The sequence below is a fragment of the Nonomuraea insulae genome (genome assembly GCF_042656245.1).
The window spans coordinates 93,866-117,681 of the sequence record NZ_JBHSPA010000112.1 but is presented as its reverse complement, the minus strand read 5'-3'; the positions used below and the strand labels follow the sequence as shown (position 1 = coordinate 117,681).

At 69.9% G+C, this 23,816-nt stretch carries 23 protein-coding genes and 1 pseudogene; 10 read left to right on the top strand and 14 right to left on the bottom strand.

Going from position 1 to position 23,816, the window contains the following annotated elements:
- The first annotated feature begins 18 nt into the window (after positions 1-18).
- Entirely contained in the window at positions 19-642 is a 624-nt protein-coding gene (locus tag ACFPZ3_RS62530) for a LysE family translocator (RefSeq protein ID WP_379523904.1), read from the top strand.
- Between the two features lie 137 nt (positions 643-779).
- Here the strand turns inward: ACFPZ3_RS62530 and ACFPZ3_RS62525 are convergent.
- A pseudogene (locus ACFPZ3_RS62525) lies at positions 780-1,157 on the bottom strand (MmyB family transcriptional regulator); the annotation flags it as partial.
- A gap of 17 nt (positions 1,158-1,174) precedes the next feature.
- On the opposite strand from ACFPZ3_RS62525, the gene ACFPZ3_RS62520 reads away from it, so the two are divergent.
- Positions 1,175-1,783, top strand: a complete 609-nt coding sequence (locus tag ACFPZ3_RS62520; protein ID WP_379523903.1) for an MFS transporter — start codon at positions 1,175-1,177, stop codon at positions 1,781-1,783.
- Between the two features lie 36 nt (positions 1,784-1,819).
- Here ACFPZ3_RS62520 and ACFPZ3_RS62515 read toward each other — a convergent pair whose 3' ends face one another.
- Together ACFPZ3_RS62515 and ACFPZ3_RS62510 are read right to left on the bottom strand one after the other, a co-directional pair.
- The gene (locus ACFPZ3_RS62515) at positions 1,820-2,470 is read right to left on the bottom strand and encodes a class I SAM-dependent methyltransferase (RefSeq protein WP_379523902.1); all 651 of its coding nucleotides are present in this window, start codon (positions 2,468-2,470) and stop codon (positions 1,820-1,822) included.
- 129 nt (positions 2,471-2,599) lie between these two features.
- On the bottom strand, positions 2,600-3,454 hold the full coding sequence (locus ACFPZ3_RS62510) for a class I SAM-dependent methyltransferase (RefSeq protein ID WP_379523901.1): 855 nt from the start codon (positions 3,452-3,454) through the stop codon (positions 2,600-2,602).
- A gap of 77 nt (positions 3,455-3,531) precedes the next feature.
- Between ACFPZ3_RS62510 and ACFPZ3_RS62505 the strand changes: the two genes are divergently transcribed.
- Positions 3,532-4,182 carry a GntR family transcriptional regulator gene (locus tag ACFPZ3_RS62505; protein ID WP_379523900.1) on the top strand — a complete coding sequence of 217 codons (651 nt, stop codon included), beginning with the start codon at positions 3,532-3,534 and terminating at the stop codon, positions 4,180-4,182.
- Positions 4,183-4,209: 27 nt separating this feature from the next.
- A complete protein-coding gene (locus tag ACFPZ3_RS62500; RefSeq protein ID WP_379523899.1) occupies positions 4,210-4,974 on the top strand; it encodes an NAD(P)-binding domain-containing protein in 765 nt (254 codons plus the stop codon).
- Between the two features lie 25 nt (positions 4,975-4,999).
- Here ACFPZ3_RS62500 and ACFPZ3_RS62495 read toward each other — a convergent pair whose 3' ends face one another.
- Positions 5,000-5,761 (bottom strand): hypothetical protein, encoded by a 762-nt coding sequence (locus ACFPZ3_RS62495; RefSeq protein WP_379523898.1) that lies wholly within the window; start codon positions 5,759-5,761, stop codon positions 5,000-5,002.
- A gap of 538 nt (positions 5,762-6,299) precedes the next feature.
- Here ACFPZ3_RS62495 and ACFPZ3_RS62490 point away from each other — a divergent pair.
- A complete protein-coding gene (locus tag ACFPZ3_RS62490) occupies positions 6,300-7,796 on the top strand; it encodes an IMP dehydrogenase (protein ID WP_379523897.1) in 1,497 nt (498 codons plus the stop codon).
- Between the two features lie 114 nt (positions 7,797-7,910).
- Here the strand turns inward: ACFPZ3_RS62490 and ACFPZ3_RS62485 are convergent, their stop codons facing one another.
- The 3 genes from ACFPZ3_RS62485 to ACFPZ3_RS62475 all read right to left on the bottom strand — a co-directional run bounded on the left by ACFPZ3_RS62485 (position 7,911) and on the right by ACFPZ3_RS62475 (position 10,805).
- Complete coding sequence (locus tag ACFPZ3_RS62485; RefSeq protein WP_379523896.1) at positions 7,911-9,254, bottom strand: FAD-binding oxidoreductase; 1,344 nt, start codon at positions 9,252-9,254, stop codon at positions 7,911-7,913.
- A gap of 353 nt (positions 9,255-9,607) precedes the next feature.
- The gene (locus tag ACFPZ3_RS62480; protein ID WP_379523895.1) at positions 9,608-10,498 is read right to left on the bottom strand and encodes an aminoglycoside phosphotransferase family protein; all 891 of its coding nucleotides are present in this window, start codon (positions 10,496-10,498) and stop codon (positions 9,608-9,610) included.
- Between the two features lie 169 nt (positions 10,499-10,667).
- Positions 10,668-10,805 carry a hypothetical protein gene (locus ACFPZ3_RS62475; protein WP_379523894.1) on the bottom strand — a complete coding sequence of 46 codons (138 nt, stop codon included), beginning with the start codon at positions 10,803-10,805 and terminating at the stop codon, positions 10,668-10,670.
- A 185-nt stretch (positions 10,806-10,990) separates the two neighbouring features.
- On the opposite strand from ACFPZ3_RS62475, the gene ACFPZ3_RS62470 reads away from it, so the two are divergent.
- Complete coding sequence (locus ACFPZ3_RS62470; RefSeq protein ID WP_379523893.1) at positions 10,991-12,139, top strand: cellulose-binding domain-containing protein; 1,149 nt, start codon at positions 10,991-10,993, stop codon at positions 12,137-12,139.
- A gap of 19 nt (positions 12,140-12,158) precedes the next feature.
- Here the strand turns inward: ACFPZ3_RS62470 and ACFPZ3_RS62465 are convergent, their stop codons facing one another.
- The 6 genes from ACFPZ3_RS62465 to ACFPZ3_RS62440 are packed head-to-tail and all read right to left on the bottom strand — an operon-like array spanning position 12,159 to position 18,563.
- Positions 12,159-13,172, bottom strand: coding sequence for an ABC transporter ATP-binding protein (locus tag ACFPZ3_RS62465; protein ID WP_379523892.1), 1,014 nt, complete (start codon positions 13,170-13,172; stop codon positions 12,159-12,161).
- Entirely contained in the window at positions 13,165-14,145 is a 981-nt protein-coding gene (locus tag ACFPZ3_RS62460; protein WP_379523891.1) for an ABC transporter ATP-binding protein, read from the bottom strand. The genes ACFPZ3_RS62465 and ACFPZ3_RS62460 overlap by 8 nt, the downstream gene beginning before the upstream one ends.
- Positions 14,142-15,077 carry an ABC transporter permease gene (locus ACFPZ3_RS62455; protein ID WP_379523890.1) on the bottom strand — a complete coding sequence of 312 codons (936 nt, stop codon included), beginning with the start codon at positions 15,075-15,077 and terminating at the stop codon, positions 14,142-14,144. The genes ACFPZ3_RS62460 and ACFPZ3_RS62455 overlap by 4 nt, the downstream gene beginning before the upstream one ends.
- 14 nt (positions 15,078-15,091) lie before the next feature.
- A complete protein-coding gene (locus ACFPZ3_RS62450; RefSeq protein ID WP_379523889.1) occupies positions 15,092-16,018 on the bottom strand; it encodes an ABC transporter permease in 927 nt (308 codons plus the stop codon).
- Between the two features lie 11 nt (positions 16,019-16,029).
- Positions 16,030-17,586 (bottom strand): ABC transporter substrate-binding protein, encoded by a 1,557-nt coding sequence (locus ACFPZ3_RS62445; RefSeq protein ID WP_379523888.1) that lies wholly within the window; start codon positions 17,584-17,586, stop codon positions 16,030-16,032.
- A 44-nt stretch (positions 17,587-17,630) separates the two neighbouring features.
- Entirely contained in the window at positions 17,631-18,563 is a 933-nt protein-coding gene (locus ACFPZ3_RS62440) for a 5-dehydro-4-deoxyglucarate dehydratase (RefSeq protein WP_379523887.1), read from the bottom strand.
- 94 nt (positions 18,564-18,657) lie between these two features.
- Here ACFPZ3_RS62440 and ACFPZ3_RS62435 point away from each other — a divergent pair, with 94 nt between their 5' ends.
- Together ACFPZ3_RS62435 and ACFPZ3_RS62430 are read left to right on the top strand one after the other, a co-directional pair.
- Positions 18,658-19,443 (top strand): IclR family transcriptional regulator, encoded by a 786-nt coding sequence (locus ACFPZ3_RS62435; protein ID WP_379523886.1) that lies wholly within the window; start codon positions 18,658-18,660, stop codon positions 19,441-19,443.
- A 44-nt stretch (positions 19,444-19,487) separates the two neighbouring features.
- Positions 19,488-19,712 (top strand): hypothetical protein, encoded by a 225-nt coding sequence (locus ACFPZ3_RS62430; protein WP_379523885.1) that lies wholly within the window; start codon positions 19,488-19,490, stop codon positions 19,710-19,712.
- Positions 19,713-19,744: 32 nt separating this feature from the next.
- On the opposite strand, the gene ACFPZ3_RS62425 is transcribed toward ACFPZ3_RS62430, so the two are convergent.
- Positions 19,745-20,953: an AI-2E family transporter gene (locus ACFPZ3_RS62425; RefSeq protein ID WP_379523884.1), complete on the bottom strand. Its 1,209-nt coding sequence runs from the start codon at positions 20,951-20,953 to the stop codon at positions 19,745-19,747.
- Between the two features lie 681 nt (positions 20,954-21,634).
- On the opposite strand from ACFPZ3_RS62425, the gene ACFPZ3_RS62420 reads away from it, so the two are divergent.
- Both ACFPZ3_RS62420 and ACFPZ3_RS62415 read left to right on the top strand, forming a co-directional pair.
- On the top strand, positions 21,635-22,831 hold the full coding sequence (locus ACFPZ3_RS62420; protein ID WP_379523883.1) for a hypothetical protein: 1,197 nt from the start codon (positions 21,635-21,637) through the stop codon (positions 22,829-22,831).
- 78 nt (positions 22,832-22,909) lie between these two features.
- Entirely contained in the window at positions 22,910-23,746 is an 837-nt protein-coding gene (locus ACFPZ3_RS62415; RefSeq protein WP_379523882.1) for an SGNH/GDSL hydrolase family protein, read from the top strand.
- Positions 23,747-23,816 lie beyond the last annotated feature (70 nt).

The following is a 23,816-nucleotide window of genomic DNA, read 5'->3' as shown; positions in this document are numbered from 1 at the left end:
CTCGATAGCTTCGTTCACATGGTCGAACAAACCGCGGTACTTGGCGTGGCGTCCGTGGGCCTCGGGATGGTGCTGTCGCCAGGGCCCAACATGATGTACCTCATATCCCGGAGCACCGGCCAGGGACGGCGAGCCGGCGTCATCTCCCTGGCCGGGGTCGCGGCGGGCTTTCTCGTCTACCTCGTCGGGGCGAACCTCGGCCTGGCGGTGTTGTTCGCCGCTCTGCCTGAACTCCTGACCGTCATCAGAGCCGTGGGGGCGTTGTACCTGCTGTGGCTGGCCTGGAAGACGCTCAAGCCCGGCGGGGTGTCCATCTTCGCGGCCAGGGAAGTGCCGCACGATCCCCCGCGGCGGCTCTTCATGATGGGCCTGATGACCAACCTGCTCAACCCGAAGATCGCGCTCCTCTACATTGCGGTCATCCCGCAGTTCATCGCCCTCGACCGGGGGAACGTGCTGCTCCAGGGCATCATCCTCGGCTGCGTCCAGATCGCGGTCGCCCTCCTGGTCAACCTCTCGATCGTGCTGGCCGCCGGCGGCATCGCCGGTTTCCTGTCCGCCCGGCCCTCCTGGCTCCGCGCCCAGCGCCTGGCCATGGGCTCCCTCCTCGCCGTCCTCGCCGTCACGCTCGCCTTCTCCTGAGCCGATCGATCAAGGAACGCTACGCGCGCGAGGGCCGGCCGGTGATCGCTCTGACGCGACGGGCCCACCCTCGCTGTGAGCAACCGCAGGGCATCGGACGCGGCTTGATCATGCGCCGTGTAGATCTCAAGTCTGTGGTCAGGGCTGTCGGGCTGGAGCCAGACCTGGTAGTCGACGTCGAGGTCTCCGACGGTGGGGTGGCGGAACCGTTTGAGGCCCGCGGTGCAGTCGCCGACGCGGCCGGCCGCCCAGAGCGCGGCGAATTTGCCGCTGCCCATGGTGAGCTCGCCGATGAGCTCGGCGAGGCGGGCGTCGCCGGGGTGACGGCCGCTGACCAGGCGCAGGTAGGCGACGTGGGTCTTGGCGAGGTCCTCCCAGTTGCGGTGGAGTTCCCGGGCGTGCGGGTCGAGGAAGAACCAGCGCGACAGGGACGGCCGCGTGGCGGCGTCACCCGGCGCCTCGACATCCAGGTGAGGTACGAGCAGGGCGTGGGCGGCGCGGTTCCAGGCGAGCACGTCGTTGCGCCGGCCGGTTGCGGGACGAGCTGCGTCCGTTCCGTTCCCCGGCCGTGTGGGGGGCGCTGGCCACCACGGCGATCGGCTTCGGCGGGCTCTTCGCCTCCTTCACCTACATCTCCCCGCTGCTCACGACCCTCACCGGCTTTCCCGAGAGTGCGCTGACGTGGCTGCTGATGATCTACGGCGCCGGCCTGGTCGTCGGGAACTGGGCAGGAGGACGCGCCGCCGACCGCTACCCGAACGCGACCATCACGGTGCTCCTCGTGCTGCTCCTCACCGGATTGATCGCGCAATCGCTGCCGGCCCCGTTCCCGGCTCCTACCATCGTGATGCTGTTCGTCATCGGGGCTGCCGGATTCGGGCTGATCGCGCCTTTGCAGAACCGGGTTCTGTCGGTGGCAGGGGATGCGGCGACCATGATCTCGACCGCGAACATCGCCGCTTTCAACCTCGGGGCGACCCTCGCCAGCCTCGCCGGCGCCGCCACCCTCAACGCCGGACTCGGCTACGCCGGAGCCGCCATGACCCTCATCGGCCTCGTCATCTTCAGCGTCACCAGACGAGCAGGGCGCGTGCTGCCAGGCCGTGGACCCGTACCGGAGCAGGGTGCGGACCGGCGGTGAAGAGCGGTGGGGGTGCGTCGTGCTTGGTTGCCGGCGTCAACGCGCAGGGGCGTCGTAGACCAGGGTGTATCGCCAGAACAGGCGACGCCGGATCCGGGCGCCGGGCAGTTCCTGTGCGCAGGCGTCCCGGATGTCGGCCAGGGTCTCCTGCGGCTCGGCGGTGGGCGCCATCATGTGCAGGGGCTTGGCATCGGCGCGGCCCGGGTGCTTGACCAGCCCCATGATCGGGTTGGCGACCATCGCCGGCAGCGAGGTGAGCAGATCGGCGGGCCCGGCTTCCCGGTAGCAGCCGACGACCACGAGACGCCCGCCCGGAGCAAGACAGCCGCGTAGTGCCCGCAGGGTGAGCACCAGAGGAAGATGGTGCAGGACGGCGACGAGAGTGACGGCGTCCCAGCGTCGCTGCGGGTCGCGCCCGGCGAAGTCGGTTCGGACGATGGTGACAGCGGGGTCGTCGGCGAAGCGCTCCGCCGCGGCTCGGGCGGTCGCGGGGTCGGGTTCGAGCCCGGTGACGGTAGCGGTGCGGTGGCGGAGCGACGCGGCGAGGTTGCCGGTGCCGCACCCGACGTCGAGGACGTCGCGGGCCCCGGACGCGGCCACCTGGTCGGCGATCCAGCGGCCGTAGTGGTCGTTGTGGCTCCATGGGTGCCGCTGGTTGAAATGGTGGAGGTGGGACAAGAGCGCCATGTCAGCCAGCTTAACGATCACGTGTCTCGTACGAGATCCGTGAGCGGTGCGGCCGTCCAGAGGAATACCTTCGGATCGCCGGGACCTGAGTCGGTGAGCCATTGAGCGGCCCCTCTGCTGGTCCACCCCTCAGCGGCGGAGATGCCAGATGATCAGGGCGGGGGTGTCGTGATAGGCGGCCGCGGCCGCCTCGGGGCACCATTGCCGGGCGAGCGGGCCGCCGTGCCCGCCGGGCACCTCACCCCACCTGGGTTCGTGGCAGGCCACGATCTCCAGCCCGGCCTCGTGGATCGCGGCGATGTAGTCGCCGGCGAAGAAGCGGCTGGCCGGCATCGCCCGGAGGCCGCCGTCCGGTCCGCCCACCGTGGCCACGCCGCCCAGGTAGAGCGACAGCACATGAATGTCCGACAGCACGACGTGACCGCCAGGCCGGGTCACCCGGGCGAACTCGCGCAGTGCCGGCCCAAGAGCCGGCTGGTGGGTCAGTGCCAGCGCACAGACCACCAGGTCGAAACTCGCGGACTCGATCGGCAGGTCGTGCAGGTCCGCCTGGTGAAACGTGCCCTCCGGCGTCTTGGCACGGGCCAGGGCGAGCATGTCCGCCGAGGAGTCCACACCGACGACCTCGTGCCCCAGTCCGGCCAGGAACGCGGCGTGCCTTCCCGTGCCGCACGCGGCGTCCAGGGCCCGGCCCGCCGGCAGCGTGGCGAGGATGCGCCGCACCTGCGGCTCCTCCGCCGCGATCAGTGGGTTCTCCTCGGAGTCGTACCGATCGGCCCACTGCGCGTATCCCTCCACCGTGGTGGCGTGGCCGACGACGGCGCCCGCGCTCAGCGACAGGTCCTGGTCGGCGGTCATCCCGCGGATCTCGGCGATCCGCCGCGCCACGAACTCCTCGTCGCCGAGATCACCGGCCTGTGTACGCAGCAGCGCCACGCCTTCAAGTGCCAAGAGCCAGGCCAGCGGATGAGCATAGGAGGGCATGCCGGGAGATGTTAGGGAACGCGGCCGGGTCCGAGCCACCCATTAACCAGCCGGTGCATATCGTATACGATAGGCAGATGGACGCGAGGGAGGCGATCGAGCGGCCGGCGCCGTTACGCACAGCCGTCTATCAGCGGGTCGTCGACCTGGTGACCGCGGGAGAGTTGAAGCCGGGGCGGGCGGTCACTGAGGCCAGGCTGAGCCGTTCGCTGGGGGTCTCACGCACTCCCGTGCGGGAGGCGCTGCTGCGGCTGGAGGCCGAGGGGGTGCTCGATTCCACACCGGCGCGGGGGTTCACCGTACGTCCCCTGAGTCCCGAGGAGGCCGCCGAGCTGTATCCGATCCTGGCCGCTCTCGAGCGACTGGCGGTGTCTACCTCACCGGCACGAGCACTCGACCTCACCGCGCTGCGCGCGATCGACGGCGAACTGCTGGCCACCGGCGATCCCGTGCAACGGTGGCGGTTGGACACCACCTTCCACGACACGATCGTGTCGGCGTGCCCGAACGCCAGCCTGCGCGCGATGATTCAGGCGCTCCGGGTCCGGGTGGCGCGCTACGAGCTGGCGTTCATGCGCGATGGCGACCGCGAAGGTCACGCCGCCCCGCTGCATGAGCAGATCCTTGCCGCGTTCGACGACGCGGACCTGGCCGGCGCCGCCGACCTCATCGGCCGCAACTGGGAAGGCTCCCGCACGCTGGTCCTGAACTGGCTGAGCACGCAATGACGACCACGCACCATGGAGGAAGACGCAGTGAAGCGCATCGGCATCATCGGAGTGGGCGAGATCGGCCGGGCCATCGTGGTGGGCCTGTGCGACGGAGCCGACAAGCCCCCGGAGGTGTTCCTCTCTCCTCGGGGAGCCCGCACGGCCGCGGAGCTGTCCGAGCGCTTCGAGGGTGTACGGGTATGCGCCGGCAACCAGGAGGTGGTGGACCGTTCCGAGGTGGTGATCATCGCCGTACGCCCCCTGGACCGGCATGAAGCACTGGCCGGCCTGAGTGTGGACGGCGACAAGATCGTGGTCAACGTGATGGCCGGCGTCGGCAACGACGAGCTGCGCCGGATGCTCGCCACCGACGCCCCGCTCGTGCGGGCCATCCCGCTGCCTCCCGTACGCGAACGCGACTCCGTCACGGTGACGTTCCCGTCGCACCCGGTGGTGGACTCTCTCTTCGAGCGCCTGGGCGGGTCTCTCGCGGTCGAGGACGAGGCGGCGTTCAACGTCTTCTCCGCGCTGACGGCGACGCTGACCACCCACCTCTCGTACCTCACCACACTCACGTCATGGGCCGTCGGCCACGGCGTCCCCTCCGACGTCGCAGACCACTACGTTCGCGGCCTCTTCCAGGGCGTCGGGCGCGCCCTGAGCGACGAGACCCGCTCGCTGCACCAGCTCGCGGCCGACCACGAGACTCCGAACGGAAGCAACGAACGCATCCGCACCACCTGGTTCACCCCCGCCAACTCCGAAGCCCTCAACAAGGTCCTCGACGACCTGCTGGCCCGTCTCAAGTAGCCCCGTCGCCCGGGCCGGGATCCAGTTACGAGAAGCCTGCGACCCGGTGGGCGCGCAGCCCTCGCGGGATGACGACGCGGTCCGCCTTGCGCGTCTTACCGGTGCGCGGATCGAACACCCAGCGGTCGTAGGCCGAGTAGTTGCGCCACGGGCCCTTGACCACGGCGAGCCGCATCGTCAGCGTGCCCGACCGGTTCCAGGCCAGGTAGACGTTGTGCGTGGGCACCGGGATGCGGGGCCGCACCTCGGTCCCCTTGCTCAAGCTGGTGAACGTGATCCAGGTGCCGCCGTCCACGATCCTCGTGGCGAGGGTGTCGCCGTCGCCGGAGAGGGCGTGGGCCGGCCCGATTCGCCGTACCACAGTCGAGGTCCGCAGGTCGTACACCGCCACCTCGTCGCCGTAACCGTCCGTGTGGACAAGCATGCGTGAGGCGTCGGGGGTGAAGGAGATGATGCTCCACTGTGGGGGCAGGGTGGAAACGGCGCCGGTCAGGGTGTTCGCGATGCGAAGCGGTGCGTCCGCCTTCTGCTCGCGGAGGCCCACGAAGTGTCCGAGCGGAGAAACCGTCAGCGTCACCCTCCCCGGTGGCACGATGAAGCCGGGGACCCGGCGGACGTACCCGTCGACGAGGCTCCTGATGACCAGGGCTCGGTCCCCGTTCCGCGAATAGGCGAGATGTCCGCCGTGCGGTGAGACGCCCATCGGGGCGGCGAACACTTTCTTGCCTCCGGGGAAATGGAGAGTCGCCCGCGCGTCCTTGAGCTGGATGACCCGATTGTCGCTCAACCAAACCTTCCACGGTCCGCACGCCTGACCGCCGCAGCTCCCCAGGCCCATGTAGCGGAGCGTCGGGCCTTTCGCCTGCTCGGCCGCCATGCCCTGACCGGGGGCGAGGAGCCCGAAGGCGAGAACCAGCGAAACCAGTCCCCGTAACGCGGTTGCCCCATTCATCTTCGGTCCGATCTTCTTGATCATGAGACGGCGGAACAGTTCGGACGATTTATCGGACGCCGCTGGTGACATTCCGGGGTCTTTCCGGAGGAATCGCCGAAAGCCGGAAACAGATTGCTCATCGTGCCACGCTCCTGTTGCGGTGTGAGGGGCAATCGCCGGTGAAGCGGGGAAGATTCGTGCGGCGGCGGAGCAGTCGATAGGGTGCCAGGTCACGACCGCACCCGTTTCGACACGGGCTGGTCAGGGCTCTGCCGCAGTTCGTGGCATCTCCACAGCTGCCACGCCGGCACCTGCCTGCCCGGGTCTTGGAGCACGGGGCGATCTTCACGGCCGGGCAGTCGGGCCCCGGCCGACGGGTCAGGAGGAACAAGTGGCACAGATCATCGCCGAGGTTTCAAGGACGTTCAACGAGTTTCTGCTCCTTCCGAACCGGACCCGGACCGACTGCTCACCCGCGACGGTCGACCTGTCCACGCCCTTGGTGCGGCACGTCGTGGGCGAGCAGCCGGCGATCGAACTGAGTTCCCCGTTCACGTCCGCGATCATGCAGGCTGTCAGCACACCGGAACTCGCGATCGCGCTCGCGCGCAACGGCGGTCTGAGCTTCCTGCACCACAACCAGCCGATCCAGGACCAGGCGGCAGCCGTCCGGCAGGTGAAGAACTTCAAGGCCGGGTTCGTCACCAGCGACACCAACGTCCGCCCGGAAGACAGCCTGAGCCACCTGGTCGCCGTCATGCGACGCACGGGTCACAGCACCGCCGCGGTCACCCACGACGGCACCGCCACCGGCCGCCTCCTCGGCCTGGTGACCTCTCGCGACTTTCATCCCCAGCGCCACGACCTCGACGGGCCGGTGAGCGGTCGGATGATCGCTATCGCCGACCTGCCCCACGCCGGTGCCGACACCACGCTCTCCGAGGCCAACGCGCGGCTGTGGGAGCAGCGGCTGGACTGCCTTCCGCTGCTGGACCCCGACGGCCATCTGCGGTATCTGGTGTTCCGGTCCGACTACGCGGACAACAAGCGCTTCCCGAACCAGGCCGTGGACTCCGCCAAGCGCCTGCGCGTGGGCGCGGGCGTCAACACCCACGACTACCGGGAGCGCATCCCCGCTCTGCTGGAGGCGGGCGCGGACGCGCTGTGCTTCGACTCCTCCGACGGCTACAGCGACTGGCAGGCGCAAGCCCTGACCTGGGTGAAGAAGCACTATCCGGAGGTCCCCACCGGCGGCGGCAACGTGGTCGACGGTGAAGCCTTCACCTTCCTCGCGGAGGCCGGCGCGGACTTCGTCAAGGTCGGCGTGGGCGGCGGCTCCATCTGCATCACCCGCGATCAGAAGGGCATCGGCCGCGGCCAGGCCAGCGCGGTGCTGGACGTCGCCGCGGCCCGGGACGCCTTCCGTGAGCGCACCGGCGAGTACGTGCCGATCTGCTCCGACGGCGGGCTGGTGCACGACTACCACATGGCCCTGGCACTGGCGATGGGAGCGGACTTCGTCATGATGGGGCGGTACTTCGCCCGCTTCGACCAGGCGGCCGGCGCGAAGCTCCCCACCCGGGACGGTTTCGTGAAGGAGTACTGGGGCGAAGGCTCGAACCGTGCCCGCAACTGGCAGCGCTACGGCCAGGGCAGCCAGGGGCTGATCTTCGAGGAAGGCGTCGACGGCTACGTCCCCTACGCCGGTGACCTCAACGAGGGACTCGCCCTGACCATCGCCAAACTCAAGACCACGATGGTGTCCTGCGGCTCCACCACTCTTGCGGAATTCCAGTCCGCGGCCCGGCTGACCCTGGTCTCCGACCAGAGCTTCCAGGAGAGCCACGCCAGCGTCACCCTGCGGGACACCCCGGCGACCATCGCCTGAGCCACGGGCTACCGGCTGGAGGGGGAAAGTGCTCGGTCGGAACAACCCCCTCCCGCTCGTATTTTCGGCCCGCACACAGGATGCTGCCCCAATCCCCAACTCGTTGTTGGGCGCCTACCGGGGTCGGATGTTGTGGTTGCGGGAGAACAGATTGCCGGGATCGTACTGGCGCTTGACCGCCGCGAGCCGCTGATAGGTGTGCGGCGGATAGATCGCGGCGACATCCTCCTCGGTGGCAGAGGTGAGGAAGTTGGCGTAGGCGCCGCTGACATGAGGCGCGAGTCTGGCCCAGATCGCCTCCAGCGCGGGACGCGCGGCCTCGATGACCGGTTCAGGACCCGCGGAGGTGGTCACGAACATCAACTCCGCCTGGCGATGGGCGTAGGCGGTGGCATCGTCGGGGACCCGGGCGACCGCACCGCCGACGCCCCGGACGGAGATCAACGGCGAGCCCGGCGATGCCCCGGCCTCGGCGAGGATCCGCAGCACCCGCGCCACCGATTCGGTGTCGACGAACGCGCTTCGGACGAGGAACCGCAGGCCAGGAGGCGGGGTCACGCCGCCTTCCTCCAGCGTGTCCGCATACGGCTTGAGCGCGACGTCGTCGCCGAGCACCGTGCCGAGCCGGCGGATCGGGTCGATGGCCTGCGCGGCGAGTGCTGGGTCATCGCCGTCGAAGGCGACGTGGATCTCGACGGGCGCGTCGGGCCCGCCGGCGAAGGGATTGGCGAAGTTCGCGATGGAGGTGAGCTCGTCGGGGGCGGTGCGCAGGTACTCCGCCCAGCTCTGGAGCACGACGGCCGCCTCCGCCGCCGGGAAAGCGATCTTGCCATGGAACACGTCGGTCGTCGTATGGGCCGCGAACTCCAAAGCGGTCACGATCCCGACATTGCCGCCACCCCCGCGCAGCGCCCAGAACAGTTCAGGGCGCTCGGTGGCGCTGGCCCGTACGAGCTGTCCACTGGCGGTGACCACCTCGGCGGCGACCACGTTGTCCAGCGCCAGGCCGTACTTCCTGACCTTCCACCCGATACCGCCGGTCAACGTCAGCCCGCCGACACCAACGCTCTTGGTGTCGCCCGAGGAGATCGCCAGGCCATGCGGGGCCAGGGCGGCGACGACCTGTCCCCAGATAGCGCCGCCGCCGATCCGCACCAGGTGACGCTCCTTGTCGATGATCTCCACGTTCGCGAGCCGGCTGAGGTCGACCACGACGCCGTCGTCGTTGGTGCCGAAACCCGCGAAGGCATGGCCACCGCCGCGCACGGACAGCGGCAGGCCGGCGCCGACCGCGAATCTGACCGCTGCCTGCACGTCGGCGACGCCGGCGGGCCGCAGGACGTAGGCCGGACTCCCCGACGCGAACACCGCGCCACTGGTCGATGCGTACCGCGCCGCGCCGGGTTCGATGATGTCGCCGCCGAAGGTACGGCGAAGGCTGTCAAGCGCTGAGCTCATCATGGTCCCTTTCCAGGAAAGGCCGGGCACGTTGAAACGGGCGTTCAAGGTGCGCTCCCAGCCGGTCGACCATGAGATGCCGACGGCTCGAACCCTGTGACAGCGCGCTGATATGACGTACGCCACACGCAGGCGACCAGCGCAGCCTCGTACGGCGGGGGCCTCACAGCTGGTCGAGGTTGGCGGCCTTTGCTGTACGCCCGCCCTTCATGGGCGGTGGCCGGGGCCGTCCGCGGGTACCGGGGCGACCGGGAAGCCCTCCTACCGCGGGAACCGGGACGCGATCAACTGGCGTACGCGCCGGGGTGCGGAACCCGGATCCGATCCGCCCGATGTGAGGCGGACGGGCGGCATCACAGGGACGATGCCACGATGCGGTCGAGTGTCCGCCGCCCCATCGCGCTCATCGTCGGATTGCTGTCGACGTAGTACCAGACGGTGCCCATCGCCTGGGCGAAGGCCCAGGCCTTGCCGCGTTCCCACTCCAGGTCGTCGCAGCCCAGGGTCCGCCGGAGCACCTCCCGCGGATGGGGTCGCAGCAGGTGCCAGGCGCCGACCAGGTCCAGCGCGGGATCGGCCGGGCCGAAGCCGCCGCCGTCGAGGACGCCGCCGAGGCGGTCGTCCGTCACCAGCACGTTTCCGGGGATCAGGTCGCCGTGGCTCATCACGTCGTCACCGTCGCGCGGCAGTTCCCGCAGCCGGCTCCAGATGTGGCGCAGCCGCGGCACCTGCATGAGCCCCTCGCTTTCCCTGAAGCACGTGTCCATCCATTGGTCATGGGCGGTGAGGTCGCCGCCGCGCCCTCCGCCGCTGAAGCGCCGGCCCCTGGTTTCGGCCCCTCTCAGGGCGGCGATGAAGGCCGCGAGGTCTTCCGCGAACTCCTCCGACCCGCTCGGATCTGCGTCCGTGGCGACCGTTCCCGGCAGCCACGTCTGGACCGACCACGGCATGGGGTAGCCCGCGCCGGGCTCCCCCAGGGCCACGGGTTCGGGCGTGGGGAACGGCGAGACCTGCGCCAGCTCCGTGCTCGCGCGGGCTTCCCGCTCCAGATCCGACCGCGTGGTGTCGGCATCGGCCATACGCAGGGGGAAGCGCGCCGCGAGGTCGTCCCCGATACGGAAGATCGTGTTGACCGTTCCCGTCGACCGCACCGGTCGGACCTCCAGGTCGCTCCACTGCGGGAACTGCTCCTTGACCAGGGTGGCGACCACCTCTGCCGGCACGTCCACCTGGTCGTCGTGCATGGTCACTTCATGCGCCCTTTCGGCAGTGGCTCAAGGCCGTGGGTGAGGACGAACACCCGTACGGGCGGTCGCAGGATCAGCGCTCCGCCCAGTCGGCGAGCACCGCCTGGATCTGGCGGGTCGTCACGGCGGCGATCCGGGGCGGCTCCCAGGCATAAGCGGGAGGCGATCAGGTCAGCAGGTTACCGGTGTGGAAGTCCCCGTGCAGCCAGGCGAACTGAGGCAGATGGAGAGCCTGCTGCGCGGACTGCTCGCCGACCCCCGTTCCGGCCGCGCCCTCACCGGCCTGATCGCCGACACCCAGCACGCGCCGGACCTCGCCCGCGGGTGTGAAAGATTCATCGGCGGGCGGGCGCGCCCGCTGGTGGGGGCGGGTGCGGGAGCGGGCGGCGTTGACAGTGCACGCCGCGCACACGGAACATCTCCGTCGGAGACCGGATTGGGAGCGCTCCCACGCCACCGTGTCAGACCGACCCGAAAGTGAGCGATGTCATGACCCGCCCCCTCGCACGGCTGTGGAGCGCCGTCGTCTGCGCCGCCGCCCTGGCGCTCGCCGGCCTCGTCGTGAGCGTCCCCGTCGCGGCAGACACCGGCTGCCGGGTGGACTACACGGTCAACCAGTGGCAGGGCGGCTTCACCGCCCAGGTGAAGGTGACGAACCAGGGGACGGCGCTCAACGGATGGCGGTTGCGCTGGACGTACGCCGGGGACCAGCACGTCACCAGCGCCTGGAACGCCCAGGTGGAGCAGAACGCCGCCACCGTGACGGCGATCAACGTCGCATGGAACGCCTCCCTGCCCACGGGCGGCACCGCCGAGTTCGGCCTGCAGGGCACCTGGTCGGCGGCCAATCCCGCGCCCGCCGACTTCACCGTCAACGACGCCCCCTGCAACGGCGGCCCCACCCCGACCGTGACCCCCACGGTGACTCCCACGGTGACCCCGACGAGCCAACCGGGCTGCACGAGCGCGGCGATCTGCTCCGGTTTCGAGGACCAGTCCTCCACCCCGTCCGGCGACTGGCAGGTCGTCACCCCCAACTGCTCGGGCACCGGCACGGCCACCATCGATCCGGCCGTCGCCCACAGCGGCGCCAAGTCCCTGCGGATCGACGGAGGCGGCAGCTACTGCAACCACGTCTTCGCTTCCACCACTCGCGCCGTCTCGCAGATCGGCCCCGTAGTCCACGCCCGGATGTGGATCCGCCACACGACCGCCCTGCCCACCGGGCACATCAGCATGATCACCATGGCCGACGCCGGCGACGGCAACCGCGACCTGCGCGTCGGCGGGCAGAACGGCGCCCTGCAGTGGAACCGCGAGTCCGACGACGCCACCCTCCCCGAGCAGAGCCCGGCAGGCGTCGCCCTGAGCACCCCGCTCCCGGTCGGCCGCTGGGTCTGCCTCCGCTACGAGATCGACACCGCCCGGCAGTCGATGCGCACGTTCCTCGACGACCAGGAGGTGACCGGCCTGCGCGTGGACGGCGTCCCCACCCAGGACGTGGACTCCCAGTGGCTGCGCCGCACCACCGCCCCACGCCCGGCGACGCTCCGGCTCGGCTGGGAGAGCTACGGCAGCGACCGCGACACCCTCTGGTACGACGACGTCGCCGTGAGCTCGTCCCCGCTGTCGTGCTAGCCGACGCTCACCCTCACCCTCACCCGATGGCCGCCCCCTGGAGTGGGAGGTGGCACGCGGCCGCGTGCAGCGGCTCGTCGCCGGACGGCTCCAGCGGCGGCACCTCCTGGGCGCAGACGTCCTGTGCCTTCCAGCAGCGGGTCCGGAACCGGCACCCCGACGGCGGGTCGAGCGGGGAGGGCACCTCGCCCTTGAGCAGGATCCGTTCGCGCCGCACTCCCGAGGTGACGTCGAGCACCGGCGCGGCGGACATCAGGGCGGCGGTGTAGGGATGGCGTGGCCGGTCGAACACCTGCTCCGTCGGCCCCGTCTCGACGATCTTGCCGAGGTACATGACCGAGACCCTGTCGGCGACGTGGCGGACGACGGACAGGTCGTGGGAGATGAACACGTACGACACGCCCAGTCTGGATTGCAGGTCGGTGAGCAGGTTGAGCACCTGCGCCTGGACCGACAGGTCGAGCGCCGACACGGGCTCGTCGCAGACGATGACGTCCGGTTCGAGGGCGAGCGCGCGGGCGATTCCCAGGCGCTGGCGCTGGCCCCCGGAGAACTCCTGCGGGTAACGGCGCGCGTCGCCCGCCCGCAGCCCCACCATCTCGAGCAGCTCCGCCACCCGCCTGCCGCGCTCCTTCGCCGGCACCAGATCACGGTGCGTCCGCCACGGCTCGGCGACGATGTCCTCGGCGCACAGCCGGGCGTTCAGTGACGCGAACGGGTCCTGGAACACCATCTGGACCCGACGGCGCCACTTGAGCAGCTCCTTGCCGCGCAGGGCGAACGGATCCGTGCCCTCGAACCTGACGCTGCCCTCGTCCGGGCGCTCCAGCATGAGCAGCACCCGGGCCAGGGTCGACTTGCCGCAGCCGGACTCCCCCACCAGGCCCAGCGTCTCGCCGTGCGCCAGCCGCAGGTCGACTCCGTCCAGCGCGCGCAGGCGGTTGCGGCCCGAGCTGCCACGGGCCACGTGGAAGGTCTTGCTCACCCCTGCCACGTCCAGCAGAGAAGCCTCCATGGTGGCAGGTTCAGTCATCGGTCAGCTCCCTCCAGTGGTGGCACGCGGACAGACGCCCGGGCCCGGTCTCGACGAGGATCGGGCGCTGCTCCGCGCACACGTCGCCGGCGATCGGGCAGCGCGCGCGGAAGGCGCAGCCCGAGGGCACCGAGTGCAGGTCCGGCGGGCTGCCGGGGATGGACTTCAGGGTGGCGCCGCGCGCGACCTCGGCCGGCACCGAGTCGAGCAGCCCGCGGGTGTACGGGTGGCGTGGCCGGGAGAACACCTCCGCCACCCGGCCGGTCTCGACGATGCTGCCCGCGTACATGACGGCCACGTGGTCGGCCTGCTCGGCCACGACCGCGAGGTCGTGCGTGATCAGGATCAGTGCCGTCTGCTGCTCGGTGCGCAGCTCACGCAGCAGCTCCATGATCTGGGCCTGCACGGTGACGTCGAGGGCGGTGGTGGGCTCGTCGGCGAGCAGCACCTTGGGGTGCAGGGCCATGGCCAGCGCGATGAGCAGCCGCTGGCGCATGCCGCCGGAGAACTGGTGCGGATAGGCGCCGACGCGGGCGGCCGGCTCGGGAATGCCGACCCGTTCCATCAGCTCGACGGCCCGCGCCCGCGCCGCGCGCCGCGACAGGCGCTGGTGGATCCGGAACGGCTCGGCGAGCTGGGCGCCCACCGTCTGGACGGGGTTCAGCGCGGTGAGCGCGTCCTGGAACACGATGGACAGGCCGGGACCGGCCAGCCGCCTGCGCTGGGCCGGCGACAGGGTGAGGAGGTCGGTCCCGTCCAGGCGTACGGCGCCGCCCGCCACGTGGGCCACCGGGTCGAGCAGTCCGACGATGGCCTGCGCCGTCATGCTCTTGCCGCAGCCCGACTCGCCCAGGAGCGCCAGTGTCTCACCGGAGCGGACGGAGAAGCTGACCTCTCGTACGGCGCGGACCGTCCCTGCCGGGGTACGGATGTCGACCGCCAGCCGGTCCACCTCGAGCACCGGGTCGTTCACGGCTGCACCTCCTCGGCCAGGGCCTTGTTCTTGCGGCGCGAGCGGGGCAGGGTGAGGCGCCACCGCTGGCCCGGATCCATCGCCAGGCGTGCCCAGGACGCGAGAACGGTCGCCGAGACGGTGGTCACCACGATGGCGAGTCCCGGGAAGACCGCGATCCACCAGGCGCTCTGCAGGACCTGCCGTCCTTGGGCGACCATGAGGCCCCAGCTCATGTCCGGCGGCTGGATGCCGATGCCCAGGAAGCTCAGCGACGATTCGGTCAGCATCACGAAACAGAAGTCCAGGGTTGCGACGGTGAACAGGGTGGGCAGCACGGTCGGCGCCACGTGCCTGCCGATGATCGCCCAGCTCCCGGTGCCGAACGTTCGCGCCGCGTCGACGAACAGCCGGCTCTGCAGTTCGGCCGACTCCGCCCGGGCGGCTCGCAGATAGATCGGGATCCTCGCGATCGCCAGGACCAGGATGATGTTCCCCGCGCTGGGCGAGAAGACGTACAGCACGACCACGGCCAGCAGCAGGGAGGGGAAGCTGAGGATGACGTCGGCGACGCGCATGGAGACGTTCTCGCGCCAGCCTCGGTGATAGCCCGCCCACATGCCCCAGGTCGAGCCGACCACGAGGGAGATCACGACAGCCGGGATCGCGACGGAGAGCGTGGTGCGGCTCGCCACGATGAGCCTGGCGAGCAGGCTGCGTCCGAGCGAGTCACTGCCGAGCACGAACGCCCAGCCGTCGTCGAGGCTGAACGGCGGCCGGTTGACCGCCCGCAGGTTCTGCTTGATGGCCAGGTCACCGAGCAGGATCGGCCCCACGATGGCGGCGGCGGCCACGACCAGCAGGATCACCACCGCCAGGCAGGCGAACCGGTCCCGCAGCAGCAGCCGCCACCACGTGGCCCGCCGGATCGCGGGGGCGTCGACGGGAGTCATGAGGTCTCCGTTCGTCATGTCGTCACGCCCTGGCGGACCCGGGAGTCCAGCAGCGCGTAACAGGCGTCGATGACGATGTTGAGCGCGAAGATGGTGATCGCGGTCACCAGGACCGCAGCCTGCAGCACCGCGAAGTCACGCTGCAGGATCGAGGTGATCATCAGCTTGCCGATGCCCGGCCAGCCGAAGATCGTCTCGACGACCACGGCCCCGTTGACCAGCCCGATCGTGAGGTCGCCTGCCACGGTGAGCGCCGGCGGCGCGGCGTTGCGCAGCGCGTGGCCGAAGATCACCCGCAGCTCTCCCGCGCCCTTGCTCCGCGCGACCTTGATGTACGGCGCGGACAGCGCGGTGACCATCGCCCCCCGCACCACCTGCACGAGCACGCCGAAGGGCCGGATCAGCAGGGTGAGCACCGGCAGCACCCACGCCGCCGCGCCCTCCGTGCCCGAGGTGGGCAGCCAGCCGAGGGCCACGGCGAAGACCAGGACGCCCATGATGGCGAACCAGAAGTCCGGCATGCTCGCCGCGGTGGTCGAGGTGAAGCTGGCGACCCGATCCGCCAGGGAGTTCGGGCGGTAGGCCGCCCAGCTCCCGACGACGACCGCGCCGAGAATCGCCAGGATCATCGTGGCGCCCGCCAGTTGCAGCGTCGCCGGGAACGCCCGCAGCACGGCCGCGGCGGCGGGTTCGGCCGTCCGCAGCGACTCGCCGAAGTCCAGCCGGACGACCTGAGCCAGGTAGTCGCCGAACTGGACGAGCAGCGGCTGGTCGAACCCGTGCCGGGCGGCGAACTCCGCCCGCATCTCCGGGGTGGCGCTGAGGGGCAGGTAGAGATTCGCCGGGTCGCCGGTGAGGCGCGCCAGGTAGAACACTCCGAGGACCACCACGACCAGCGGGATCGCGCTGGAGATGATGCGACGCCGTAGGAAAGTCAGCACACCTACCCCTCTCAGCCGGCCGGGTGGATCTCGGCGAGACGCATCTCGTCGTTCGTGGCGGCGTTGGGCTTGTAGGCGACCTTCTTCGACAGGGCGAGGATGCCGGTCATGTGCGCGAGGACCGCGTCCCGGACGACCTCCTTGTTCTGGTACTCCAGCGCCTTGGCGAAGGCCGCCTGGCGCTCCTCCCCGGAGTCCTGCTCGGCGGCGCTGATCAGGTCGTCCAGTTCGGCGGTGCCGTAGCTGCTCTGGGCGCCCTTGCTGCCATAGATCTGGCCCATCGTGAAGGCCGCGTCACCGGCCTGGTTGCCGTGCTGGGCCTGCAGCAGGGTGGGGCCGATGTTCTTGGGGAACGGGGCCAGCAGGTACTCGAGCCAGGCGTTCACGTCGAGCATCTGGATCTTCATCGTGAGTCCCGCCTCGTTCAGCGAGTTCTGCACGACCTCCATCGCCTCGGCGGCCTTGGGGTAGATCCCGTTCCTGCCGATGATCGTGATGGGCGTGTCCGTGGGGACGCCGTCCGCCTTGGCCTCCGCGATCAGCTTCTTGGCCTGTGCCATGTCGTACGGCCAGGGCTGGATGGCAGAGCTGTGACCGGTCACGCCTTCGGGGACGACCTGGGCCGCCGGCTTGCCGAGCCCGGCGAAGACCGAGGCGACGAGCCCATCCTTGTCGACGGCGTAGTTGATCGCCTGGCGGACGCGGATGTCGTTGAGCGGCGGCTTGGTGGCATCGATGCGCAGGTAGGAGGTCTCGTTGTTGGGGAACTGCACCGCGGAGTCGCCGGCGCCGTCCTCGGGGGCGAGGCCGACGGCGATGTCCGCCTCATCACTCTTGATCATGGCGGCGCGGATGCTGCCCTCGGTGCGCCAGACGTACTCGGCGGCGGCGAAGTCCGGCGCCTTGCCCCAGTACCCGGCGAATCGCTCCAGGCGCAGACTGCGTCCGGCGTCCCACTTGGCGATCTTGTAAGGGCCGGTGCCGACGGGCTCGCGGACCTTGCCGGTGGCACTCGTGGTGGTCGGCACGATCTCGACGAAGGACAGCCGCAGCGGCAGGATCGGGTCCGGCTTGGCCGTCTTCACCTTGAGGGTCGAGTCGTCCGCTACCGTCACCGTGAGCTTGACATCGCCGAAGACGTAGCCGTCCACGTTGCAGTCGATCTTGGAGCCGACCGTGCGTTCGATGGAGAAGGCGGCCGCCTTGGCGTCGAACGCGGTGCCGTCGTGGAACTTCACGCCCTTGCGCAGGGTGAAGGTCCACTCGGTGGGTGAGCCCTGCTTCCACTCCGTGGCCAGCGCCGGCTGAAGCTGTCCGGTGCCGGGGTCGCGCTCCGTGAGCGCCTCGGTGATGTTGGCCCGGGTGACGCGCCCGGTCGCGGTGAGAGAGGCGTCGCACGGCTCCAGCGTCGGCGGCTCCTCGGGCAGAACGATGCGGACACTGTTCGCCGCGCCGGACGAGGAGGCTTCAGGGCCGCTGTTCGCGACCGAGCAGGCGCCGGCCGACAGTACGGCGCCGAGCGCCAGGAGGGCAGAGGCCGCCTGGCGGCGGCGGGGGATGCTAATCATGATTTCTCCGAAATCGCCTGTCCCGATGCCGGGCAGGCCTGGTGCTATGCGACAGGTGTCGCGCTGAGAGCGGCAAGGCCGCGGTCGATGATGCGGGCGAGCTGCTCGCGGTGCTCCGGGGTGACCTCCGCCAGCGGCGCCCGGACGGGCCCGGCGGAGCGGCCGCGGATGTCCAGCCCGGCCTTGACGAGGGAGACGGCATAGCCGGGGGTCGTCTGGCGCAGCCCGGCGAGCGGGGCGTAGAACTCGCGCAGCAGGAGCTCCTGCGTCGCCTCGTCGCCGCTGTCGAACGCCTCGAAGAACGCGACGGCGACCTCCGGGAGGAAGGCCAGCACCGCGGAGGAGTAGGCGCGGGCGCCGAGGCCGGCGTAGGAGCGGGCGAAGACCTCGGCGGTCGGCATGCCGTTCAGCAACGGGAGCCGTCCGGCGGTGGCGCTCTGGATGAGCTGGAGCAGCTCCATGTCGCCGTGCCCGTCCTTCAGCGCGACGATGTTGCCCACCTCGGCGAGCTCGGCCACCGCCGCTGGGGAGAAGATCGCGGTGCCTCGCTGGTAGAGGATCACGTCCAGATCCGTGGCGGCGGCCACCTGGCGGTAGTGCGACACGAGCCCGGCCGGCGGCCCGACCTGCAGGTACGGCGGGAGCGCCAGCACGCCGCCAGCCCCGGCGGCCTGCGCGGCACGGGCGAACTCCGCGGCGGTCCGCGTGCCACCGCCGACCCCGGCGATCACCGGGACCGCTCCGGCCACGTGCTCGGCCGCGGCCCTGACCACCGCCTGGTGCTCGGTGGCCGTCAGTGACGCCAGCTCCCCGGTCCCGCAGGCGACGAAGATCGCGCCCGGCTTCGCGGCGAGCACGTCGGTGAGATGGACCCTGAAGCGGGACAGATCCACCTCCCCCGATTCCGTGAACGGCGTGACGGGAAAGGCGAGCAAGCCGGACAGGGAGGCGGCGACTCGCTTGACGGTGGGGGGCATTAACGAACAACCTCTTGTCTACATATGGAGACTGTGTCTATATTTGTAGCCGAGAGGTTAGGTCGGTGTTTCAGCAGACGTCAAGAGGTGGTCGATGACGAAACACGTTCCGGGTCCATCGCCTGAATCCGCCGAGAGCGGAGGAGGCGTCCGCAGCGTCAAGTCGGCCGAGCGGACCATCGCGGTGCTCGAATACCTCTGCTCCGCCACCCGGGCGTGCTCACTACGCGAGGTGACCACCGAGCTCGGCCTGCCTCGGGCCAGCGGCTACGCGCTGCTCACCACGCTGCTGAACACCGGCTGGGTCGAGGCCGACGGCACCGGGCGCTATCGGATCGGCATCCGCGCGCTGCGCGCCGGGGCCGCGTACGTCGAGCGCGACGACGTCGTCCAGCGGGCACAACCGGTGATGAACGAGCTGAACATCGAACTCGGCGAGACCATCCACCTGGCGCGCCTCGACGGCGCGGAGATCGTCTACCTCGCCACCAACATCTCCCGGCACTCGCTCGCCGTCGTCTCCCGGCCCGGCCGGCGCCTGTCGTCCTGGGCGACCGGGCTCGGCAAGGTGATTCTCGCCTGGCGCTCCTGGGAGGAGGTCGACGAACTCCTCCCGGAGACCCTGGAGCCGCGCACCGCCAACACCATCACCGACCGGCCGGCGTTGCGCGCCGAACTCGAGGAGATCCGGCGCCGCGGCCACGCCGTGGACGAGCAGGAGTCAACCATCGGCCTGCGCTGCTTCGCCGTGCCCCTCGACTTCGGGACCGCCCCGAACGAGGCGCTCAGCTGCTCCGTCCCCGTGGTGCGCCTCAGCCCCGACCGCGAACAGGAGATCGTGGCCGCCCTGCTCGGAGCCCGGGCACGCATCGTGCACTGACCGATCCGTGCGGTCGCGGGGACGCCCCACCCATAGGCCCGATCATGTCCGTCTCCGCCGCACCCTCCGGCCCCTGGTCGTTCCCCGACGGGACCGGCAAGGTCGTCAAGGCGGACAAGACGCCGACGCGGATCATCGCGATGGCGGAGGGCTCCATCGTCGCCGAGGGCGCCCCGACCACGGTGATCACCGCCGAGTTGGTCTTCGGCCTCGCCTGCGTCGTGCTGCCCGGCCCGGTCGCCGGCACACCGATGGTGGTGCCCTCCTGATGACCGGCCAGAAGCAGGTGACGCAACCACGGTCACCCTGCGCTCTGGTCGTTCGAGAGCTCAGCCTTCGTCGCCGCCGGGCTCTCGCCGCCCTGACCGTCCTCGTCATCCTTGAGGTACGCCTCCGGAACCTCGGACGGGGTCGGCAGCAGTTCCTTGCGGGCCACGAACGTGTCGAGCAGCGAGAGCAGCATGGCCAGCACCGGCACCGCCAGCAGCGCGCCCACCGCTCCGAAGAGCTGCGCCCCCAGGATCACGCCCGCGAACGCGACACCCGGATGCATGTTCACCGCCCGCCCGCTGATGCGCGGCTCCAGCGTCAGGTTCTCCACCTGTTGATACAGGATCGCCCAGGCCAGCGCTGCCACCCCGATCCAGGGCCGGGGCGAGACCAGGCCCACGACGGTGGGCAGCGCGATCGCGATGTACGTGCCGATCGTCGGCACGAACTGGGCCACGATGCCCGTCCACACGCCCAGCGCCAGCCACGAGGGCATGCCGATCAGCAGGAACACGATGGCCGAGGTGGCGCCGTTGATCGTGGCCAGGATGAGGCGGGCGGAGACGTAACCGCCGGTCTTGACCAGCGACACGTCCCACACGGTGAGGAAGATCTGCTGGATGCGGCCAGGCAGGAGCTGGGCGAGCCGGCGCCGCAGCCGGGGGCCGTCGGCGGAGAAGTAGAAGGTCAGCAGCAGCAGGGCGAAGGTGTTGAACACCGCCGCGGTGATCGTGCCGAGCAGGCCGAGCACGCCGCCGACCAAGTCCTGGGCGTACGTGGCGGCCTGTTGAGGGGTCAGGTTGATGGAGCTGAGGATGCTGGATATCTCATACTTCGTGCCGAACCTGGCGTTGACCCAGTCGATGGCGCCGGTGACCACCTCGGGCAGCGCCCGCACGAGTAACGCGGCCTGCTCAACGAACAGGTTGCCGAACAGGAAGAGGAAGACCGCCGTGAGCAGGGCGATCCCGATCATCACGAGGACGGCCGCGGCGCCGCGGCGCATGTGCCGGGCCAACCGGCCCACCGCGGGCTCCATCGCCAGCGACAGGAACCAGGCCATCACCACGGTGACGACCAGCGAACCCGCGTCTGTGAGGATGAAGCGGATGAAGTACACCACGACGACGATCGCGACGATGACGAACCCGACCCGCCACACATTGGAGGCCGAGAGAAGCACCTGGACCGGAGGGGCACCCTCGGGACGGGACTCCCGGGGCTCGATCGGCTGACTCATGGCACTCTTCTGACCGGACCACGCGACGATATGCGTGCCGGCCCGCGTCCACCGGGATGTGCACTTAACCGAGCAGCCCGGGGCTGTCAGCGGTGGCGGTCCAGCCGATGGGGAAGGACCTTGAGCCAGGAGGCCGGGAGCTCCACGGGTGGCGGTGTGGCGCACTGAATAACGCGCGACGTTGTCCTGACAAGCAACCGACCCTTCTGAAATTTTCATCGAATACAACCCGCATGGGCAGGCGATCCGGCGGCCTCGACCACTGTCACATCCCCTGTCGCGCAGGCGAACCCATGCCGGTACGTTAACCGCGTTCTACCAAGGCAATTGCGTTGAACCCCGACGAGATTTCCCTGCACCAGCACGCCGATCAGGCCATGCCCGGCAAGAAGACTTTCGTGATCAGCGGGGACCGGAGAGCTGACACCGGAATTGACAGGCTTCGGCGGCTTCATATTTGCTCTGGGGCATCACCGCTATCCCTCAATGGCACCGCGAAGGGATGATCCGTTGAATGTTAGCGCTATCAACTGCGACTGGCATCTCAGGTGACGCGGCGCCGCCGGCATGGGGCGGGAGCGATACCGCGACCATGCGACGCCGGCTGGCGGCATCGCCCCGCGCCGCAAGCAGGCCGCTCCCCGAAGAGGACCGAAGACGATCATCCCCGAGGGGGATCTCATGACAGCAGTCACCACCACAGCGCCATGCCGGCCCAAGGGACGGCGGCGACGGACCACCCGGATAGTGGCAGCACTCGCCGTCCTGATGGCCGGCGCCGGAGCCGGCGTCGTGCTCGGCCTCCCCCAGGCATCCGCCGCCGCCTGCGGAGATGGCACCTTCCAGTCGCAGGTGACGGTCAGCGGTAGCACCTGGACCGCCCGCAACAGCGCCGGCAGCAGCGTCTACACCGGCACCGACTTCCGGGCGGCGGCCCAGGCCGGCATCGGCAGTCTCACGGCCGGGCGCACCTCGATCCAGCGCGTCGTGGTGCGCGGCAACGGCACGATGAGCGCCGGCGCCCGGATCTCGCTGCCGAGCTACACCTCCCTGTCGGTCTGCGGCACGATCAACGTGACCGGCTCCGGCTCGGGCGACTACGCGCCGATCTATTCCCGGGGCACCACGAACATCGAGGTCCCGTACCTCAACGTCACCGGCACCCCGATCTACGGCATCTTCCTGCGCAACGTCACGAACGTCTGGCTCGGCCAGATCGACATGCGGCTCGGCGCGGGCCTCGGCGTGCGCATCGACAACCGCGGCGACACCAGTCAGTGGACCCGCAACGTACGGGTCGACAATGTGTACGTACAAGGAGCCAGTTCGCACGCGATGGAGACCTACGGCGTCGACGGTCTCACCGTCGGCACCGTGACCGCACGCAGCGTCGGCGAGTCCGGTCTGCTGCTCAACCAGACCATCAACGCGACGGTCGGCACCGTGGACGCCGACAACGCCGGCGCCGGCACCGGGTACGCGGCCTTCCGCATGGCCAACCGCAACGGCCGGGTCGGCAGCGCCTACCCGAACAACATCCGGGTGGGCACGGTCAAGGCGCGCGGAGGCGGCCGGGGCATCTTCTGCGTCTCGGAGAGCGGCGGCGCCACCATCGATCGGGTCGACATCGCCAACACCGGCAACAACTCGGTTCTGGTGGAGAACTGCTACAACGTCGTCATCGCTGGAGCGTCGGGCACGATCAGCGGCGGCGGCGAGGTCCGCATCGCGGCCCGTACGGAATTCGCCCCGTCGTCGGGCATCAGGTTCCAGAACCTGACGGTCACCAACACCAATGTCCGGTGGAGCCCCTGCACCGGCAGCAACAACACGATCAGCAACGTGACCCGTGTCAACTCGACGCTGTCCTGGTGCTGACTCAGCCGCGCCCGCGGTCCGCAGTCCGCTGCGGCTGCCGGCGCGGTCCCTTTCGCCATCGGGTTGGCAGGAGAAACCATGCGTAAAGTCCACTTATTGATCGTCTCTGCCCTGGCGATGGCCCTGTCGCTGGTCGCCCCGGGCCCCGCCTCGGCCACGGCGACCGGCGCGGCCGGGTGCACCGCCCGGGTCGCCGGCGCGGCCCTGGCGACGACCACCGTCTGGATGGCCGGCGACTCGACCATGGCCAACCCCGGTACCGCCTGCCCTGTGGGCTGGGCCACCGAATTCGACTCGCTGTTCCACAGCAACATCGTGGTCAGCAACCTCGCCGTCGCCGGACGCAGCATCCAGACCTGGCTCTACGAGGGCAACGTGACCTCCACGATCGGCTCGAACGGCGAGTGCGTCCTCAGCTCCACCACCTACTCGTCCCGATGGCAGCAGATGCTCACCAACATGAAGGCCGGTGACTACCTGTTCATCCAGTTCGGCATCAACGACGGCTCGACCACCTGCCCGCGCCATGTCGGGACCGCGCGGTACCAGCAGCTGATGACGATGATGGCGCAGGCGGCGCAGGCCCGCGGCGCCCACCCGGTCCTGCTCACCGCCGTCGCCGCCATCACCTGCTCGGGCAGCACCGCGGTCAGGAACCGCGGCTTCGTCTCCCAGACCACCGCCGCCGGCGCCGCCACCGGCTCACCGGTCATCGACCTGCAGACCCTCAGCGTCGACTACTACAACTCCCTGGGCCTGTGCCCCAACAACGGCGACTACACCTCCGGGCTGGTCGGACAGTTCTTCTGCAACGACCACACCCACTTCGAGGCGTACGGCGCCCGGCGGATCGCCCGGCTGGTCACCGGCGCCCTGCGCACGCAGAACATCCCGCTCGCCAACTCCCTGCTGTAACACGTACCGCGCTGACCTGCGGAAACAGGCCCGCACCCGAAGTGATGCCCGCGGCGTGGCGATCGAGCGG

Coding starts and splice junctions, on each gene's coding strand:
- ACFPZ3_RS62425 (WP_379523884.1), bottom strand. CDS start 20,953: ATGAGTCAGCCGATCGAGCCCCGGGAGTCCCGTCCCGAGGGTGCCCCT.
- ACFPZ3_RS62515 (WP_379523902.1), bottom strand. CDS start 2,470: ATGGCGCTCTTGTCCCACCTCCACCATTTCAACCAGCGGCACCCATGG.
- ACFPZ3_RS62505 (WP_379523900.1), top strand. CDS start 3,532: ATGGACGCGAGGGAGGCGATCGAGCGGCCGGCGCCGTTACGCACAGCC.
- ACFPZ3_RS62415 (WP_379523882.1), top strand. CDS start 22,910: ATGCGTAAAGTCCACTTATTGATCGTCTCTGCCCTGGCGATGGCCCTG.
- ACFPZ3_RS62480 (WP_379523895.1), bottom strand. CDS start 10,498: ATGCACGACGACCAGGTGGACGTGCCGGCAGAGGTGGTCGCCACCCTG.
- ACFPZ3_RS62470 (WP_379523893.1), top strand. CDS start 10,991: ATGACCCGCCCCCTCGCACGGCTGTGGAGCGCCGTCGTCTGCGCCGCC.
- ACFPZ3_RS62420 (WP_379523883.1), top strand. CDS start 21,635: ATGACAGCAGTCACCACCACAGCGCCATGCCGGCCCAAGGGACGGCGG.
- ACFPZ3_RS62510 (WP_379523901.1), bottom strand. CDS start 3,454: ATGCCCTCCTATGCTCATCCGCTGGCCTGGCTCTTGGCACTTGAAGGC.
- ACFPZ3_RS62435 (WP_379523886.1), top strand. CDS start 18,658: ATGACGAAACACGTTCCGGGTCCATCGCCTGAATCCGCCGAGAGCGGA.
- ACFPZ3_RS62430 (WP_379523885.1), top strand. CDS start 19,488: ATGTCCGTCTCCGCCGCACCCTCCGGCCCCTGGTCGTTCCCCGACGGG.
- ACFPZ3_RS62455 (WP_379523890.1), bottom strand. CDS start 15,077: ATGACTCCCGTCGACGCCCCCGCGATCCGGCGGGCCACGTGGTGGCGG.
- ACFPZ3_RS62440 (WP_379523887.1), bottom strand. CDS start 18,563: ATGCCCCCCACCGTCAAGCGAGTCGCCGCCTCCCTGTCCGGCTTGCTC.
- ACFPZ3_RS62530 (WP_379523904.1), top strand. CDS start 19: ATGGTCGAACAAACCGCGGTACTTGGCGTGGCGTCCGTGGGCCTCGGG.
- ACFPZ3_RS62465 (WP_379523892.1), bottom strand. CDS start 13,172: ATGACTGAACCTGCCACCATGGAGGCTTCTCTGCTGGACGTGGCAGGG.
- ACFPZ3_RS62485 (WP_379523896.1), bottom strand. CDS start 9,254: ATGAGCTCAGCGCTTGACAGCCTTCGCCGTACCTTCGGCGGCGACATC.
- ACFPZ3_RS62445 (WP_379523888.1), bottom strand. CDS start 17,586: ATGATTAGCATCCCCCGCCGCCGCCAGGCGGCCTCTGCCCTCCTGGCG.